At 64.3% G+C, this 15673-nt stretch carries 17 protein-coding genes; 10 read left to right on the top strand and 7 right to left on the bottom strand.

Annotation, left to right across the window (positions count from 1 at the left end; genetic code table 11):
* Positions 1–172 precede the first annotated feature (172 nt).
* The 4 genes from tmpR to G552_RS0104555 are packed head-to-tail and all read right to left on the bottom strand — an operon-like array spanning position 173 to position 2527.
* The gene (tmpR, locus tag G552_RS0104540; RefSeq protein WP_027881947.1) at positions 173–886 is read right to left on the bottom strand and encodes a bifunctional dihydropteridine reductase/dihydrofolate reductase TmpR; all 714 of its coding nucleotides are present in this window, start codon (positions 884–886) and stop codon (positions 173–175) included.
* The gene (locus G552_RS0104545; protein WP_027881948.1) at positions 874–1284 is read right to left on the bottom strand and encodes an NUDIX domain-containing protein; all 411 of its coding nucleotides are present in this window, start codon (positions 1282–1284) and stop codon (positions 874–876) included. The genes tmpR and G552_RS0104545 overlap by 13 nt, the downstream gene beginning before the upstream one ends.
* A gap of 59 nt (positions 1285–1343) precedes the next feature.
* A complete protein-coding gene (locus tag G552_RS0104550) occupies positions 1344–2063 on the bottom strand; it encodes an ImmA/IrrE family metallo-endopeptidase (RefSeq protein ID WP_027881949.1) in 720 nt (239 codons plus the stop codon).
* Positions 2060–2527: a GyrI-like domain-containing protein gene (locus G552_RS0104555; RefSeq protein WP_027881950.1), complete on the bottom strand. Its 468-nt coding sequence runs from the start codon at positions 2525–2527 to the stop codon at positions 2060–2062. Before G552_RS0104555 ends, G552_RS0104550 begins: the two co-directional genes overlap by 4 nt.
* Positions 2528–2595: 68 nt before the next feature.
* Between G552_RS0104555 and G552_RS0104560 the strand changes: the two genes are divergently transcribed.
* The 9 genes from G552_RS0104560 (at position 2596) to G552_RS0104600 (ending at position 12891) form a co-directional block, all read left to right on the top strand.
* Positions 2596–3108 (top strand): MogA/MoaB family molybdenum cofactor biosynthesis protein, encoded by a 513-nt coding sequence (locus G552_RS0104560; protein ID WP_027881951.1) that lies wholly within the window; start codon positions 2596–2598, stop codon positions 3106–3108.
* Between the two features lie 28 nt (positions 3109–3136).
* Positions 3137–5668, top strand: coding sequence for a DNA mismatch repair protein MutS (gene mutS / locus G552_RS0104565; RefSeq protein ID WP_156890673.1), 2532 nt, complete (start codon positions 3137–3139; stop codon positions 5666–5668).
* On the top strand, positions 5665–7296 hold the full coding sequence (gene mutL / locus G552_RS0104570; RefSeq protein WP_027881953.1) for a DNA mismatch repair endonuclease MutL: 1632 nt from the start codon (positions 5665–5667) through the stop codon (positions 7294–7296). Before mutS ends, mutL begins: the two co-directional genes overlap by 4 nt.
* Positions 7297–7425: 129 nt before the next feature.
* Complete coding sequence (locus G552_RS0104575) at positions 7426–8676, top strand: molybdopterin-dependent oxidoreductase (RefSeq protein WP_245575112.1); 1251 nt, start codon at positions 7426–7428, stop codon at positions 8674–8676.
* A gap of 96 nt (positions 8677–8772) precedes the next feature.
* Positions 8773–9489 (top strand): c-type cytochrome, encoded by a 717-nt coding sequence (locus G552_RS0104580; RefSeq protein WP_027881955.1) that lies wholly within the window; start codon positions 8773–8775, stop codon positions 9487–9489.
* A 4-nt stretch (positions 9490–9493) separates the two neighbouring features.
* Positions 9494–9946, top strand: coding sequence for an MOSC domain-containing protein (locus G552_RS0104585; RefSeq protein ID WP_027881956.1), 453 nt, complete (start codon positions 9494–9496; stop codon positions 9944–9946).
* Between the two features lie 4 nt (positions 9947–9950).
* Positions 9951–10838 carry a delta(1)-pyrroline-2-carboxylate reductase family protein gene (locus G552_RS0104590; protein ID WP_027881957.1) on the top strand — a complete coding sequence of 296 codons (888 nt, stop codon included), beginning with the start codon at positions 9951–9953 and terminating at the stop codon, positions 10836–10838.
* Positions 10839–10847: 9 nt separating this feature from the next.
* Positions 10848–11177, top strand: a complete 330-nt coding sequence (gene cutA, locus G552_RS0104595; RefSeq protein WP_027881958.1) for a divalent-cation tolerance protein CutA — start codon at positions 10848–10850, stop codon at positions 11175–11177.
* Positions 11178–11220: 43 nt separating this feature from the next.
* On the top strand, positions 11221–12891 hold the full coding sequence (locus G552_RS0104600) for a bifunctional metallophosphatase/5'-nucleotidase (protein ID WP_027881959.1): 1671 nt from the start codon (positions 11221–11223) through the stop codon (positions 12889–12891).
* Between the two features lie 42 nt (positions 12892–12933).
* Here the strand turns inward: G552_RS0104600 and G552_RS0104605 are convergent, their stop codons facing one another.
* Together G552_RS0104605 and G552_RS0104610 are read right to left on the bottom strand one after the other, a co-directional pair.
* Positions 12934–13542, bottom strand: coding sequence for a helix-turn-helix domain-containing protein (locus tag G552_RS0104605; protein ID WP_027881960.1), 609 nt, complete (start codon positions 13540–13542; stop codon positions 12934–12936).
* Between the two features lie 79 nt (positions 13543–13621).
* Entirely contained in the window at positions 13622–14530 is a 909-nt protein-coding gene (locus G552_RS0104610; RefSeq protein WP_027881961.1) for a magnesium transporter CorA family protein, read from the bottom strand.
* 61 nt (positions 14531–14591) lie between these two features.
* On the opposite strand from G552_RS0104610, the gene G552_RS0104615 reads away from it, so the two are divergent.
* Positions 14592–15308: an alpha/beta fold hydrolase gene (locus G552_RS0104615; RefSeq protein ID WP_027881962.1), complete on the top strand. Its 717-nt coding sequence runs from the start codon at positions 14592–14594 to the stop codon at positions 15306–15308.
* Here G552_RS0104615 and mnhG read toward each other — a convergent pair.
* Positions 15305–15673 (bottom strand): monovalent cation/H(+) antiporter subunit G, encoded by a 369-nt coding sequence (mnhG, locus tag G552_RS0104620; protein ID WP_027881963.1) that lies wholly within the window; start codon positions 15671–15673, stop codon positions 15305–15307. The two genes, G552_RS0104615 and mnhG, sit on opposite strands and share 4 nt — an antisense overlap.

Raw genomic sequence — 15673 nt, forward strand, 5'->3', positions numbered from 1 at the left:
CTGACGGTCGGTTGAGATTCGAAGGGAACATCCCCGCTCTCGCACCCGAAGCATTTCCCTTCAGCCTGCTTCAGGCGGTGGTGCGGCTTGCCCACCGCACCCCCCCAGGATGCCACCTTGTACAAGGAGTAAACGTAAGCTAGACAATGGTTCACCGCAGAAGGAACGCGGCCTAAAGATTCCATCCCCCAGCTACCTCCAGCACCTGCCCGGTGAGGTAGTTGCTGGCCTCATCTACGAAGAAAAGCACCGCCCGGGCCACCTCCTCCAGCCGGGCCAACCGCCCCATGGGAATCTGCGTTAGCGGTTGGGAAAGGGAGTTTTCTGCCACCCCTGGGGCAACCACGTTGACCGTAACACCTTGGCCAGCCAGGCGCAGCGCCAGGGCTTTGCTGTAGAGGATGAGCCCGGTTTTGGCGATGACATAAGGGGCAATTTCCCCACGGGCTAGCAGGTGCTGTGCGCCAGCAAAGCCGAGGTTCACCACCCGCCCATACCCGGTCTGGCATAGGTAGGGCAAAGCGGCCTGGGTCAGGTAGAAAGGGGCGTTGAGGTTGGAGTCCAACATCCTGTGCCACTCCTCCAGGCTGACCTGCTCGATGGGTTTTTTGAGGTAATCGCCCACATTGTTGACCAGCACCTGCAAACCGCCGAGTTGTTCTGCGGTGCGCTGGATGAGCTGCCGGGCTGCTTCTGGCTGGGTTATGTCCGCGGCTAGGGCGATGGCCCGCACACCCCGCTGCTGTGCTTCTTGACGGGTTTGCTCGGCCTGGGTATGGCTTTGCCGGTAGTGCACGACCACGTCGAAGCCCTGCTCGGCCAAGGCCAGCACGATGGCCCGGCCAATGCCTTGGGCAGAGCCAGTGACCAAGGCTACCCGGCCCATGGGTAGCCCTCCAGGAGCAAGCGGGTGATGCGGTTGAGGGGGTAGGAGAGGGCCTCTTGGGGGCTGACCCAGGCCCATTGCCGGATTTCCTCGTTGGGGGTGATTTCTTCCCGATCGGTATCGGCATAGTAGTTCACGAACAGAAAGTGCATGGGCCGGTAAAACTCTGGGTCGAACACGCCTTCCATCAGCCGGGCCAGGCGAAGGTTGTAAAGCGGCAGGCCCACCTCTTCATAGAACTCGCGCCTTAGGGCTTCCTCGAGGCTCTCGCCCCAGGCCACCTTGCCGCCTGGCACGCCCCACAGCCCCCGCCACTTGCCGGTTTGCACCAGGAGCACCCGACCCGAGGGGCCGCGCACCAGTGCGCCCACCGTGGGAATGGGGTAAGGGTTTTCCACAGAAGCGCAGCTTAAGGCTTTTTTTGCTGGGCGATGGTAACTTGGCCGCAGGTTTGGGGCTAAGGCTGTAGCCGCTTGTACACCGCGTAGACGCGCTTTCCCTTGGGATAGGCCTCGAGGCTGTACAGGCCGCTGTGGTTGGGTAGGCGGGTCTGGATATGCTGGGGTAGGCCGGTCTCGGCAGCCACCACCAGGGGGTCGTTGCGGTGGAAGCCCATTCCCCGAGCCAGCCGGCCTTCGAGCTGGGGGTGGTGGGCGCTGAAGTAGACCCGCAGGGGCCGACTTCCGGCCATCAGGACTAGGGAAGGGATGGGGCCGCGTTCGGCCAGGGCGATAATGGCTACCTCTTCCGAGACCTGGTACCGCTCGGCCAGCTCGGGGATAAGCCGGGGGGTCTGGCCCTTTTGCCCCAGGGCCGCCTCCACGGCCTCGCCCGGCAGCAGCATCTCCGCTGCTCCCAGGTTGCACAAGGCCTCGAGCTGCCGCTCTAGGGCCTGGCCGGTGTGGGTTTCGTGCAGTTCAGAGAGCAGATCCTCATCGTGCTGGATGAGAAAGTGCATCACCTCGTGGGCCAGGGTAAAGCGCTGGCGCTTAGGGGGGGAGGTTTGCTCGATGAGGATGAGTTTTTTCTCCGGTAAGAAAGTACCGAACTGTCCTTCGGGCAGCCGGGTGTAGGCCAGACGGGCCCCGATGCCCCCAGCTAGGCGCTCGGGGGTGAGGGGGGCGTGGGCCCGGCGGTAGTCCTGGGCTAGCTCGAGGACCCGATGGCGCAGGCTCATATGGCTACGAAAAGGGAGGTGCGTTGGGGCTCTTGGTGCACCTCGAAGTCGTAGGTGTAGGCCCTGGGAGGAGCCCCTGGTTGGGCAAAATAGGCCTGGATTTCTCGCCAGGCCTGGGCTAGGGCCTGGGGCTTCGGGCCCGAGGCGGTGAACATCAGGTAGCGCCCGGCAGGTACGTACAACCCGCCTAGACCCGGGGGCACCTCCTCCTGGCCCGCCACCTGGTAGCCCAGCAAAACCGAGTAGGCCCCCCGCCCGGCTGCTTCGTAGTCGAAGTACACTACAAAAGGCTTTCCTCTGGCCAGGCGGCGGGGCAGTAGGCGCTCGAGGGCCCCGCTTTCCATCTGGCGCCACAAGGCGGGCAGCCTGGCTTGCTGGGGATCTGCCTCCAGCCCTGGGTGGGTGCGCACCTGGTAGCCCGCCACAAAAAAGCCCGACTCGGTGGTGCGGACAGGTTTATCCATAGGGCTATCTTAGGCTACGCCAGGGTTCTAGGGGCTTCAACGGGGCTTTAGCCGGTACAATGGCAGCCATGTCCGAAAGCAGCGCCCAACACAAGGCTATTGCCAAGGCTCGAGGGCCCGTGCGCATTGCCATCGTCACGGCCTCCGATACCCGCACACCCCAGACCGACACCAACTACCACTACCTGAAGCCCGAGATCGAAGCCCTGGGGCACCAGATCGTGGGCTACCGCATCGTGAAAGATGAGCCCGATCAGGTGGCCCAGGCCTTAGAGGAGATGGTCGAGGCGGGGGCCCAGATCATCCTTTTCAACGGTGGCACGGGCATCGCCCCCCGCGACACCACCTACGACGTGCTGGCCCGCCGGATTGAGAAGCCCATGCCGGGCTTTGGCGAGCTGTTTCGCATGCTTTCCTATGCCGAAGTGGGGGCGGCGGCCATGCTCTCGCGGGCCATGGCCGGAACCTATCGGCAGAAGGTGGTCTTTTCCATGCCGGGCTCGCCCAATGCGGTCCGGGTGGCCTGGGAGAAGCTCATCAAACCCGAACTGGAGCACCTGGCCTGGGAGGTGGCCCGCTAGGCGGTGGTAGGGGCGTATCATAGGGGGTATGACCCTCAAGGGCCAAGGGCCGGGGCCCTTACCCCCCTTACTTGAACAGTACGTGGAACTGCGGGATGCCTATCCCGAGTACCTGCTGTTGTTCCAGGTGGGTGATTTCTTCGAGGCTTTTGGTGAGGATGCCGAGCGGCTTGCGCGGGCTTTGAACCTTACCCTTACCCATAAGAGCGCCAAGGACTTCAGCACGCCCATGGCCGGTATCCCGGTGCGCTCGCTGGACGTGCACCTCGAGCGCCTCTTGAAGCTAGGCTTCCGGGTAGCGGTGGCCGAGCAGATGGAGCTAGCCGAGGACGCGGACAAACTGGTGCGGCGCGAGGTAACCCAGCTTCTGACCCCCGGCACCATCCTGCGGGAAAACCTGCTCAAGCCGGAGGCTAACTACCTGGCTGCCCTCAGTACGGGCGATGGCTATGGGCTGGCCTTGCTGGATGTTTCCACCGGGGAGTTCTGCGGGAGCGTGCTATATAGTAAAAGTGCCCTCTACGACGAACTTTTTCGCTATCGGCCTGCCGAGGTGTTGCTGGCCCCGGAGCTGTACCGCAACGAAGCCTTTCGCCAGGAGTTTCAGCGGCGCTTCCCGGTGATGCTCTCTGAAGAGGGCTTCGAGGAAGAAGTCGCCCGTTCAGCTTTAGCCCGGCAGTTTGCCCACCTGCCCCCCGGTCTGGATCACCCCGCCCTTTGGCGCGCGGCAGGGGCGGTACTGGCCTACGCCATGCGGGTACAGGAGGAAGGGCTGCCGCAGGTGCGGGGCTTTGTACGGCACGACCCCAGCGCGTTCATGCAGCTTGGCGAGGCGGCCATTCGCACGCTGGAAATTTTCGAGCCCAGCGCGGTAGGGGATCGGAGCGAGGCGTGCACCCTAGTGGGGGTACTGGGTCTGACCCGTACGGCCCCGGGGCGCAGGCTCTTGCGGGCCTGGTTGCGCCACCCATTGGTAGAGGAAGCGCCCTTGCAAGCCCGGTTAGATGCAGTCGAGGCGTTGGTGCGGGATGGGGTGTTGCGCAGCGAGGTCCGCAAGATTCTCTACCGCATGCACGACCTCGAGCGCCTAGCCGCCCGTCTTTGGGCAGGCCGGGCTAGCGCCCGGGATCTTTCGGCGTTGCAGCGCAGTCTGGCCCTTTTGCCCGAGCTAGCCGAGCTGCTGGAGGGGTTGGGGCCCTTAAAGAGCCTGCGCGAGCGGCTGCCCGGCCTGGGCCAGGTGGCCGAGCGCATCGCGGCGGCCTTGGTAGCCGACCCTCCCCTCAAGCTTAGCGAGGGGGGGCTGATCCGTGAGGGCTACGACCCCGAGCTAGATGCCCTACGGCAGCGGGCCGAGGAAGGGCGGGGCTGGATTGCCCGCCTCGAGGCTATCGAGCGAGAGAAGACCGGTATTTCCAACCTCAAGGTGGGCTACAACGCGGTGTTTGGTTACTACCTCGAGGTCACCCGCCCGCACTACCCCCTGGTGCCCAAGGATTGGCGGCCCCTGCAAACGCTCAAGGATCGCATGCGCTTTAGCACCCCTGAACTCAAAGAGCAGGAGCGCAAAATCCTCCAGGCCGAGAGCGAAGCCGTCAAGCGGGAGTACGCGGTCTTTTTAGAGCTGCGTGAGGCGGTGGCCCAGGCTGCCGAGGAGGTGCGTCAGGCCGCGGTGGTGCTGGCCGAGCTGGATGTGTACGCGGCCCTGGCCGAGGCCGCGGTGGACTACGGCTACACCCGCCCCCGCTTCAGCAAGGAGGGTACGCTTTCGATCGTGGCCGGGCGGCACCCGGTGGTGGAGCGGAACAGCGCCTTTATCCCCAACGACCTGAGCATGGGGCCTTCGGCCCGGCTATTGATTCTGACCGGGCCCAACATGGCGGGAAAGTCCACCTATTTGCGCCAGACCGCCCTGATTGCCCTGATGGCCCAGATAGGCTCCTTCGTGCCGGCGGAGTCGGCCGTGCTACCCCTTTTTGACCGCATCTATACCCGCATCGGAGCCGCGGACGACATCGCCGGAGGCCGCAGCACCTTCATGGTAGAGATGGACGAGCTGGCCGCTATTTTGCGCGGGGCCACCGCCCAGAGCCTGGTGCTGCTCGACGAGGTGGGGCGCGGCACCAGCACCTACGATGGGCTGGCCCTGGCCTGGGCGGCCTGTGCGCACTTGCACGACCGGGTGGGGGCCTATACCCTCTTCGCCACCCACTATTTTGAGCTCACCGCCCTGCCCGAGCGCCTGCCCGCCGCGCGTAACGCGCATGTGGCGGCCAAGGAAGAGGCGGGGGGGTTGGTCTTCTATCACCAGGTGCTGCCGGGGCCAGCCAGCAAAAGCTACGGCCTCGAGGTGGCCCGGCTGGCCGGCCTGCCGCCAGAGGTGTTGCAGCAGGCCCAAGCGGTGATGGCTGCCCTGGAGGCCAGCCAGAAGGGCCTTTCCCAAGCCTTGCTGGAGGAGCTGTTGCACCTCGATCTGAGCCGCACCAGCCCGCTGGATGCCCTCTTGTTCCTGCGGCGCCTGCAGGAGCAGCTTAGGGGGCTCCCCTTGGCCGAGAAGGTATGATTCGCCGGCTGCCTCCCGAACTGGTGCGCGAGATTGCCGCGGGCGAGGTCATCGCCAGCCCCGCCGATGTGGTGCGGGAGCTGTTGGAAAACGCCCTGGATGCCGGGGCTACCCGCATCCACCTCGAGCTTTGGGGCGGGGGGCGTGACCGTATCGTGGTCGCCGACAACGGCCTAGGCATCCCCCGGGAGGAGCTAGCCCTGGCCTTAGAGGCCCATACCACCAGCAAGCTCACCGACCTGGCCCGCATCACCACCCTGGGCTTTCGCGGGGAAGGGTTGTGGGCCATCCGCCAGGCGGGGCGGGTGCGCCTGACCTCGAGGCCCGCCCACCAGCTTGGAGGGGCCACCCTGACGGCCTTCCAGGAGGAGATTCAGCTCGAGGAACACCCCGCCCCTGCGGGTACCCGGGTCGAGGTAACCGCTCTCTTTCACCATTTACCTGCCCGCCGTAGTGCGTTGGAATCCCCAGCGGCTGAGGGGCGCAAGGTGGTACAGCTGGTTGCGCGCTACCTGCTGCACCGCCCGGAGGTGGCTTTGCGGCTGGTGGTGGACGGCGAGGAGCGGATTGCCCATGCCGGAGGGAGCTTTGCCGAGGTGGCCAAATTGCTTTGGGGGTCGGTGGTGGCCAACCGCCTGCTGCCTTTGGAGGCCGCCGAGGGGCCTTTTCACCTGAGGGGTCTGCTCTCCCGCCCCGAGCTTTCCCGCCCCCGGCGCGACCGGCTTTTCCTGGCCCTACAGGGCCGCCCGGTGGAGTGGCCCGAACCCTTGCTCCAGGTGCTGCTTTCGGCCTACCGGGAGCTTTTGCCCCGGGGCCAGTTCCCCCTGGGCGTGCTCAACCTGGAGCTGCCACCGGAGCACCTTCTGGTTAATACCTCGCCCGACAAGTCGCGGGTGCGGCTTATCAGCCCAGAGCCGGTACTGGGGTTTGTAGGGCGGGCGGTGCAGGGCTTGCTTTCGGCCCACCCCCTGGCCCGGGCCTTGCCCGAGCCCACCCCTCTGAGCGGCCCCGCCCCGGTATCGCGGGCGGCCTTTCCCCGTCTGCGCTACCTAGGCCGTTTCCGTGAACTATACCTCTTAGCCGAGGCGGAGGACGAACTATACGTGGTGGATCAACACGCCGCTCACGAGCGTATCCTCTTCGAGGAACTAGCGCGCCGTTTTCGCGAGGAAGCCCCCCTCGAGCTTTCCCACCCCGAGCTGCTCACCCTTGGCTTGGGCGAGGAGATGAGCTATGCCGAGCGGGCCGAGGCGCTGGCGGAGGTCGGGCTGTGCTTGGAACCCTTTGGCCCCGGCACCTATCGTATCCGCAAGGTGCCGGCCTTTTTGGCGGGGCATCCCTCCCTTATCCCCGAGGTGGTCAAAGGCAGCCTTGGCGCTGCGAGTTTCCAGCAGGCCTGGCGCCAGGTGCTGGCCCGGCTGGCCTGCCTGCCGGCCATCAAGGCTGGGCATCCACTGGCCCAGGCCTCGGCCCAGGCTCTGCTGGATACCCTGGCCCAGTGCGAGCTGCCCTGGGTCTGCCCTCACGGGCGGCCCACGGCCTTGGTGATGCGAGAACTCGAGCTGGCCCGGCGCTTTGGCCGGCGGGGGTTGCGGGCGGTGGAGCGGGCTAGGGTTGAAAAAACATAGCGCTAGAGCATTTTTGATACCTCTCTTGGGTATACAAGTAGTTACAGTGTAACGTTGTTGTAAATCACAAATCAAAACCTTGGAGCCTGGAAAAATACTCTAAGCCTAAGTTTCCCAAAGGAGGCTTGCATGGAAAAGCAAGGTAAGGAGTCGTTGCTCTCTGCAGGGATGGATCGCCGTACCTTCTTGAAAAAAACCGCCGTAACCGGCGCGGCCATGGGCCTGATGGGCATGGGTATGGCCCAGCAGCAGCCCACCGCCGACCAGGTGGTACGGGGTAAAAACGCCGCGCTCAAAGTGCTTTCCAGCCGCCCGGTAGTGCTGGAGTCCACCCTCGAGCTTTTGCGTGCCGAGCGCATCACCAGCAAGGCCAACCTTTTTGTGCGCAACAACATCGACCTGCCCGGCTTCAACACCACCGAGGCGATGATGCAGCCAAGCTGGGTGGTGGAGGTGGGGGGCTTGGTGGATCCTCCCTTCCGTATCACCGTGGAGGAGCTGGCCCGGCTGCCTCAGACCGAGGTCACCAGCGTGCTGCAGTGCTCGGGCAACGGGCGGTCTTTCTTCAACCCGCGCCCTTCGGGTAACCCCTGGACCTACGGTGGGATTGGCCAGGTCACCTGGCGGGGGGTCTCGCTCAAGACCCTGCTCGAGGCCAAGGGGGCCAAGCTCAAAGAGGGGGCCCGCTTCATCACCATGAACGCCTCGACCCAGGGCGGGGCCCAGCCTTACGAGAAGAGCTATCCCATCTTCGTCCTCGATACCGCCTTGCTGGCCCTAAGCATGAATGGGGAGCCCCTACCGGCGGTGCATGGCGGGCCGGTGCGCCTGGTGGCCCCGGGAACCTTTGGCACCGCCAACGTCAAGTGGCTGGCCAAGCTCGAGTTCACCGCCAACGAGAGCCCCGGCAACGAGCAGGTGCCGCGCTACCGGGTGGCTACCGTCCCTGGTTGGAATATCCCTATCCTGCCCACCCAGCCAGGTAGCCGCTACAACTACACCCTGGAAAACTCCCGCTCCAACTGGGGGGCCAACATCAACTCCTTCATCCTCTTCCCCTTAGAGGGCCAGACCGTGCAGGGCCGGCGGGTGGAGGTGCGGGGCATTGCCTGGAACGACGGCCTCTCGCCCATCGAAAGCATCGAGGTCTCAACCAACGGGGGCACGAGCTGGCGCCGGGCCCTCATCGAGGGTAACTCGGGCCGCTTTGGTTGGTACTTCTGGGTGGCTCCGCTGCTGCTTTCGGCGGGCGAACACCAGGTGATGGTTCGGGCCACCGACGCGGTAGGCCGCACCCAGCCCCTCGACGGCAACGTTTGGTGGAACGAGCGCGGTTACGAGTGGAACGGGGTGATGCGGGTCAAGTTTAAGGTTACTTGAAGCGGGGTCACTCCTGTTCAAGCCTTAGAGCGTACATACTTGAAGCGGGCTGGGAGTGCCCAGCCTGCTTGACCTGTAAGTACTGAGGGTTCAGCGATGAAGAAAAAAGGTTACTGGTTGGCAACCCTGACGACAGCCCTCTTGTTGGCCTCCTGGCTGGGTTTAGGGCAGAACGCCCTGCCCGAAGGGCCGGGTCGGGAGCTGGTGCTGCAAAAGTGCCAGACCTGCCACGAGCTGGGTTTCGTGACCCGTGAGCGGCAGACCCGCGAACGCTGGGACAGCATTCTGAGCGAGATGCAAAGCTATGGCTTACGCCTTTCCCCTGAGGAGCGGGCCCAGATTCTAGACTATCTGGCCACCTACCTGGCCCCTGGGGCCGCCGCCCCTGCCCAACCCGCCCCTGCGGCCAGCGCCGCAGTGAATGGGGCCCAGGTGTACAACAACTGCGTGGGCTGCCACCAGGCCAATGGGGCAGGCATCCCCGGGGCTTTCCCTCCGCTGGCCGGGCACATTCCCCAGGTTTTGGCCCTCTCCGGCGGGCGGGAGTGGCTCATCCAGGCCGTGCTTTTTGGGTTGCAGGGGCCCATCACCGTACGGGGCAATAACTACAACGGGCTGATGCCAGCCTATCCCCAGCTCAGCGATGCCGAGATTGCCGCGGTGCTCAACCACATTGCCACCCAGTGGGGCAATACCTTTCCCCAAGGCCAGGCCCCCTTCACCCCGGCAGAGGTGCAGGCCCAGCGGGGCAAGAACCTGAGTACAGGGCAGGTTTACCAGGCCCGCCAGCAGCTTGGTATTCCCACCCGTTAGGGGAATGGCCCGGGTTATCTCGTTACACGCAGGGGCAGGCCAGAGCCTGCCCAAGCCCCCCCTGGTGCAGGCCCACCTGGTGGCGGGCATGGGGGTGGTGGGCGACCGACACTTCGGCAAGCATCCCGACCGGGCGGTGTTGGTAGCCGGTGTGGAGGCCTATGCCCTGGCGGCCCAGGTGGGCCTAAAGCTGCCCTGGGGGGCCTTGGGCGAGAACTTGCTCATAGACCTCGACCCCCATCGACTCGAGGCCGGGGCACGGTTGGCCATTGGGCCGGTTCTGCTTGAGCTTACCTCGGTTTGTACCGTCTGTGAGGCCCTTTCGGTTTTCGATCTGCGTCTGCCCAAGCTCCTGTATGGCCGGCGGGGCCTGTACGCCCGGGTGTTGCAGGGGGGTGTGGTGCGGGTTGGGGATGCCCTCGAGGTGTTGGCTCCAGAGGCCCGCAGGGTAAGCTAAAGCCATGCGCTCTTTTTCGGCGGAGGAAACCGCTGCTTTACTGCCCTACACCGCGCTGGCGGAGGCCATTGCTCAGGTGCTGGCCGAGCGGGCGCGGGTGATAGCCCCAGAGCGCCTGGTAGTGGGCTTGCCGGGTGGGGCTACTTTGCTTCTAATGCCTGCTGCCGACCCCCAGATCAGCGTGACCAAGCTGGTCACGGTACACCCCCAGGCCCGCCCCAGTGTGCGGGCCGAGGTCTGGGTGATGCGCACCGATAGCGGGGAGCGTTTGGCCCTGCTGGATGGGGCGGTGCTCACTGCCCGGCGTACGGCGGCGCTTTCTTTGCTGGCTGCACAGACCCTGGCGCCTGAGCCCGAGGGGCCGCTGCTCATCATCGGGGCTGGCGTTCAGGGCCGAAGCCACCTCGAGGCCTTCGCCGAGGGGCTGGGGGTGGACAAGGTCTACGTTTGCTCGCGCACCCCGGAGCATGCCGAAGCCCTGGCTGCGTATGCCCGAGGGCGGGGTCTTTTGGCCCAAGCCCTTTCACGTATCGAGGGAGTGCTGGACGAGGTACGCCTGATCGTCTGCGCCACCACCAGTCCCACCCCAGTGCTGCACTGGGCGGCGGAGGGGAGCTTCATCGCTGCGGTGGGGGCCTACCGTCCCGAGATGGCCGAGGTGGACCCGGCCTTGGTGCAAGAGGCCCAGGTCTATGTGGACACCTTAGAGGGAGCCCGAGCCGAGGCGGGTGACCTTTTGCAAGCCGGGGTGGACTGGTCTGGCGTGCGGCCCCTGGAGGCTGCCCTGAAAGCCCCCCGTCCCCAGGGAGGACGGGTGCTTTTCAAAAGCGTGGGCCATGCCCTGTGGGACCTGGCCGCGGCCCGGCTAGCGGTGCGCGCACTGGGCGGGTAGACTACGGGCATGTTCTGGTTGGTGCTCTGTACCGCGCCGGAAGGGGAGACCGGTTCCCGGTTGGCCCGTACCCTGGTGCACGAGGGGTTGGCGGCCTGTGTGAACCTGGTGCCGGGTCTGGCCTCGGTCTACCGCTGGGAAGGGCAGGTGGAGGAAAACCGCGAGAGCTTGCTTCTCATCAAAACCCACCAGAAGCGCTACCAGGCCCTAGAAGCCCGCATCCGTGAACTCCATCCCTACCAGGTGCCGGAGATCGTGGCCATCCGGCTCGAGGCGGGCCTACCCGCTTACCTAGACTGGCTGGCCCAGAGCGTTCTTGGGCTGGGTTCTGATGTTTGACTGACACCTCGAGGTTTACAATTGGCAAGGCTTAGGAGGAGATATGCAGCGAAGAGAGGTTCTCAAAGCGGGTTTGTTGGGCGGGGCGGCCCTGGCCGGGCTTACCCGGGCGCAAGGCAACGGTAACTTCACCCTGACCATTGTCCACATCAACGACACCCACGCCCACCTCGAGCCCACCGGCGGTCTGACCCTAGGTGGGCAGCGCGACCAGCGCCTAGGCGGCTTTGCCCGGGTGATTGCCTTCTTCGACCGGATGCGGGCCACGGCCACCAACCCGTTGTTCTTGCACGCGGGGGATGTCTTCCAGGGAACCTTGTACTTCAACCAGTACCAAGGCCTGGCCGACCGTCATCTCCTGCACCGCATGGGCATTCGGGCCATGGCCCCGGGCAACCACGAGTACAACCTGGGGCCAGAAGGTCTGGCCAACTTCCTCAGTGGGGTGCGCTTTCCGGTGGTCTCGGCCAACACCGATGTTTCGCGCGAGCCCAAGCTGGCTGGGCGCATCCGCCCGTATGCTGTGGTGAACGTGGGTGGACAGAAGGTGGGCATCATCGGCCTGACCATCCCCGAGACCACCATTCTCTCCAGCCCCGGCCCCAACGTGCGCTTTACCGACCCAGTGCCCGCCACCCAACAGGCGGTGGTGGAGCTTCTGGCCCGGGGGGTGAAGTTCATCGTGGTTCTTTCCCACCTGGGCTACCTGCAGGATCAGGAGCTGGCCCGCCGGGTCACGGGGGTTCAAGTGATTGTGGGAGGGCACAGCCACACCCTGCTGGGCCAGACACCCTTCCCCGAGCTACGCCCAGGTGGGGCCTATCCCACCATCGTCAAGAACCCCGAGAACAAGGATGTGTTGGTGGTGCAGGCCTGGGAGTGGGCCAAGGTGGTGGGCCGCTTGCAGGTGACTTTCAATGCCCAGGGCGAGCTGGTGGCCCATCAGGGCGAGGTGGTGCCCATGACCGCCAACCTGCCCGAGGATCGTTTTGCCCTGGATGCCATTGCAGCCTACAGCCTCCCCATCGCTGCTCTCAGAGCCCAGGTGGTGGCCCGGGCTGCGGTAGCCCTCAATGGCGAACGCAACGATGTGCGCCGCCGCGAGACCAACCTAGCCAACCTCATCGCCGATGCCATGCTGTGGAAGACCCGCCAGGCTGGGGCCACCATCGCCCTGCAGAATGGCGGGGGTATCCGTGCCACCATTCCGGCAGGAAACATCACCGTGGGCCAGGTCTATGAGGTGCTGCCTTTCGGCAATACCCTGGTGGTCCTCGAGCTCAAAGGCAGCGAGATTCTGGCCGCTTTGGAAAATGGGGTTTCCCAGTGGGAGCAGATTGCAGGCCGTTTCCTTTCGGGAGTGGCCGGTATCCGCTACACCTTCGACCTCAGCCGCCCGGCGGGCAGCCGCATCACCCGGGCCGAGGTGCAGACCCCTACCGGCTTCCAGCCCTTGGACCCCAACGCCACCTACCGGGTGGTCACCAACAGCTTTACCGCAGCCGGGGGCGATGGCTTCACCTCTTTCCGCGATGCCAAAGGCTTCCGGGTGGACACCGGTTTTAGCGATGCCGAGGTGCTCATCGAGTACCTGCGCACCCAGCCTACCTGGGAACCCCGCCTGGAAAACCGTATCACCATCCTCAACGAGCCTCGGGGCCAGCTTTGGGAAGGGCCTTTTTACTCGGATCGCTTCCTGCGCGTAGGCGTGTAGCCCATAAAACAACCCCCCGCGCCAGCGGGGGGTTTTCTGGTGCTATGCAGCCTCTTTGGAGAGGCGTTCGAGGCCAGCGGGGTTTTCCAGAACCAGCTTGCCGTAGCCCGAGCGGATGTACCCTTCGCGGGTAAGCTCGCCAATCACCTTAGTCACGGTCTCCCGTACCGAGCCCACCGCCGAGGCGATCTCGTCGTGGGTAGCCCGAACGCCTACCCGCCCGTTTTTCTCTACAAAGGCCACGGGGGTGCGGGAAAGCTCGAGCAAAGCGGCAGCAATGCGGTTTTTGAGGCGCTGACTGGAGATGCGCTGGATGGTCTGGTAGGTCTGGCCCAAGGCCCGGACTAGTCCTTGCACCAACTGGGCCATTTCCTGAGGGGAAAGCTGGCTGGGGGCCAGGGCATCCACTTTGCTTTCGGTAACGGCCTCGGCAAAGTAGCTGCGGGCCGTACCGGAGAGTACTTCTTCGCCAAAGAACTCTCCTGGGCGCACAAAACGCAAGGTCAGCCCGTTGCCTTCGTCGTCCACACTTTGCAGGCGCACCAGACCCTCCCGCACCCGGTAGAGCAGATCCTTGGGGTTGGGTTCACCGGGGTAGAGGATAATCTCGCCCGGGTCAAAGGTTAGGGTATCTAGAAGGCTGGTCTGCATGGCTATTCACTCCCCTAAGCTGAACTATAGCAGGCCGGCCCGATTTTGTAAACATTTATGTTGATTTATTTGGGGAGGGTTACCACCAGCCGCGGCTCTTCATCCACCAGGCCAGGCTTCCCCCAATCAGCACCAGTCCACCCCAGAAAAAGGCCCTTCCGTGGGGCCAGTGGTACTCGGTGAAGGTTTCAAAATTGGTTCCGTAGATGCCGGCCCACAGGGTCATGGGCAAAAACAGCACCGAGATCACCGTAAGGGCCTGTACCACCCGGTTGAGCCGGTTGCTCTGGGCCGATAGATGAACCTCCAGTACGTTGGAAAGCTCGTCGCGGGAAGCATCCAGCCCTTCGTAGACCCGGCCCATGCGGTCGGTGAGGTCGCGGAACAGGTAGGCCTCGCTGCCTAGCTCGGGCAGGCGCTCGAGGTGCAGCAGGGCCTCGCGGGCCTGGGAGGCCAGCCGGCGAATACGCAGTACCTCGCGGCGTGCGGAAAAAACGCGGCGGGGGGTTTCGGGGCCGTTGTCCCCGTTTAGGGCCAGCTCTTCTAGCTCCTCGACCCGGTCGGTGAGGGCATCAATGTATTCAAAGAAGGTCTGCACGCCCTGATCCAGAAGACGCTGCCACAGCCGTAGGCAAGGCCCTCCGCGGAAGGTATCCCAAATTTGCTCGAGGTAGTCTACCGGTTCGTTGCGGTAGGTCAGGACCACCTGGGTTTCGGGGAAGTAGAAGTACGAGACCCGTTCGGTGCGGCTGTGGGCGTTTTGGGGGGCCTCGAGGGTTCTGAAAATCAAAAAAAAGTGCCGGGGATATTCCTCGAACCGGCTCCAGTGCCCGATCTCCTGCGCATCGGCCAGGGCCAGGGGATTGAGGGGGTAGTGCGCTTGAATGAGGGCCAGTTCCTCAGGGGTGGGGGTTTCCACGTCCACCCAGACCTGTTCTGGTAGAAGGCCGCAGGTCATCCCATTGGCAAGCTGTTTGGCCCGAATCATGTGCCTTAGCATATCGCCTGGCGGTCTGTGGTCGCCTTGCTTTTGCAGTATGCTTTGGTATATGCCGGTTCCTGTGGTTTTTCTGCATGCCTTTCCCTATAGTCCAGCCATGTGGGAAGCCCAGCAAAGCGCCGTGATAGGGCACCCCTTGCTGCTGCCGGATATCCTGGGCTACGAGAGCTTGGAGGGAGCGGCGGCCCATGTGTTGGTGGAGATGGACAACCTGGGCTGGGAAAAGGCGGTGTTTGTGGGGCTTTCCATGGGAGGGTACGTGATCTTTCGCCTGTGGAACCTCGAGCCCGAGCGCTTTGTGGGGATGGTGCTGGCCGATACCCGGGCGACCCCCGACACCCCAGAGCAACAAGCAGCGCGAGTACAGCTTGCCGAGCGTATCCTGGCTGAAGGGATGACGGTCTTTCCCCCGCTCAACCTACACACCCATTTGGGCCAGACCAGCCTGAAGGAGCGCCCACTCCTAGTCGAGCAGGTACGCCGGATGCAGCTTGCCGCCGATCCGGCCAAAACTGCAAGTAGCCTCAAGGCCTTAGCCAAGCGCCCCGATTCGCAACCCTTGCTTTCCGAGATTTCGGTACCGGCCTTGCTGCTGGTCGGCGAGGAGGATGTGCTCACCCCACCCGCTGAGGCAGCGGGGATGGCCGCCCAGATTCCCGACAGCCGGATGCTGATTATTCCTAAGGCCGGTCACCTGAGCAATCTGGAAAACCCCAAGGCCTTCAACACCGCTCTAAGGGGCTTTTTGAGTGAGCTTTCGGCCTAGGGTTTCTCGCTGGGGCGGGGCGACTCCAGCTGGTGATTGACCCGGTAGTGGCCAGCCAGCTCGTCTACATAGGTTTCCTCGCTGGGCTTGACCCCCGATAGATAGGCGGCCCGGCCTAGGGCATGGGCCGCTACCGGAGCCGTTAGGATGATGAAGGCCAGCCCGGAGAGGGCCCGCGCGGCCACCGAGAGTTCCTGGTAAAAGACCGCCACCGCCAGCAGGATAAGCCCCACCCCTAGGGTGCCAGCCTTGGAGGTGGCGTGCATACGGTTGTAGAGGTCGGGCATCCGCACCACCCCCACTGCCGCTACAAACAGGAAAAAGACGCCTCCGCTCACCAGTAGGTAAACCAGCCAGTCCAACAT

Origin of the sequence: Meiothermus rufus DSM 22234 (assembly GCF_000423425.1) — a bacterium.
Taxonomy (GTDB): Bacteria; Deinococcota; Deinococci; order Deinococcales; family Thermaceae; genus Meiothermus; species Meiothermus rufus.

Bases quoted from the DNA above. Each gene is read 5' to 3' on its own strand.
- tmpR (WP_027881947.1), bottom strand. From the start codon at position 886: ATGGGCCGGGTAGCCTTGGTCACTGGCTCTGCCCAAGGCATTGGCCGG.
- G552_RS0104550 (WP_027881949.1), bottom strand. From the start codon at position 2,063: ATGAGCCTGCGCCATCGGGTCCTCGAGCTAGCCCAGGACTACCGCCGG.
- G552_RS0104555 (WP_027881950.1), bottom strand. From the start codon at position 2,527: ATGGATAAACCTGTCCGCACCACCGAGTCGGGCTTTTTTGTGGCGGGC.
- G552_RS0104560 (WP_027881951.1), top strand. From the start codon at position 2,596: ATGTCCGAAAGCAGCGCCCAACACAAGGCTATTGCCAAGGCTCGAGGG.
- mutS (WP_156890673.1), top strand. From the start codon at position 3,137: ATGACCCTCAAGGGCCAAGGGCCGGGGCCCTTACCCCCCTTACTTGAA.
- mutL (WP_027881953.1), top strand. From the start codon at position 5,665: ATGATTCGCCGGCTGCCTCCCGAACTGGTGCGCGAGATTGCCGCGGGC.
- G552_RS0104575 (WP_245575112.1), top strand. From the start codon at position 7,426: ATGGAAAAGCAAGGTAAGGAGTCGTTGCTCTCTGCAGGGATGGATCGC.
- G552_RS0104580 (WP_027881955.1), top strand. From the start codon at position 8,773: ATGAAGAAAAAAGGTTACTGGTTGGCAACCCTGACGACAGCCCTCTTG.
- G552_RS0104585 (WP_027881956.1), top strand. From the start codon at position 9,494: ATGGCCCGGGTTATCTCGTTACACGCAGGGGCAGGCCAGAGCCTGCCC.
- G552_RS0104590 (WP_027881957.1), top strand. From the start codon at position 9,951: ATGCGCTCTTTTTCGGCGGAGGAAACCGCTGCTTTACTGCCCTACACC.
- cutA (WP_027881958.1), top strand. From the start codon at position 10,848: ATGTTCTGGTTGGTGCTCTGTACCGCGCCGGAAGGGGAGACCGGTTCC.
- G552_RS0104600 (WP_027881959.1), top strand. From the start codon at position 11,221: ATGCAGCGAAGAGAGGTTCTCAAAGCGGGTTTGTTGGGCGGGGCGGCC.
- G552_RS0104605 (WP_027881960.1), bottom strand. From the start codon at position 13,542: ATGCAGACCAGCCTTCTAGATACCCTAACCTTTGACCCGGGCGAGATT.
- G552_RS0104610 (WP_027881961.1), bottom strand. From the start codon at position 14,530: ATGATTCGGGCCAAACAGCTTGCCAATGGGATGACCTGCGGCCTTCTA.
- G552_RS0104615 (WP_027881962.1), top strand. From the start codon at position 14,592: ATGCCGGTTCCTGTGGTTTTTCTGCATGCCTTTCCCTATAGTCCAGCC.
- mnhG (WP_027881963.1), bottom strand. From the start codon at position 15,673: ATGTTGGACTGGCTGGTTTACCTACTGGTGAGCGGAGGCGTCTTTTTC.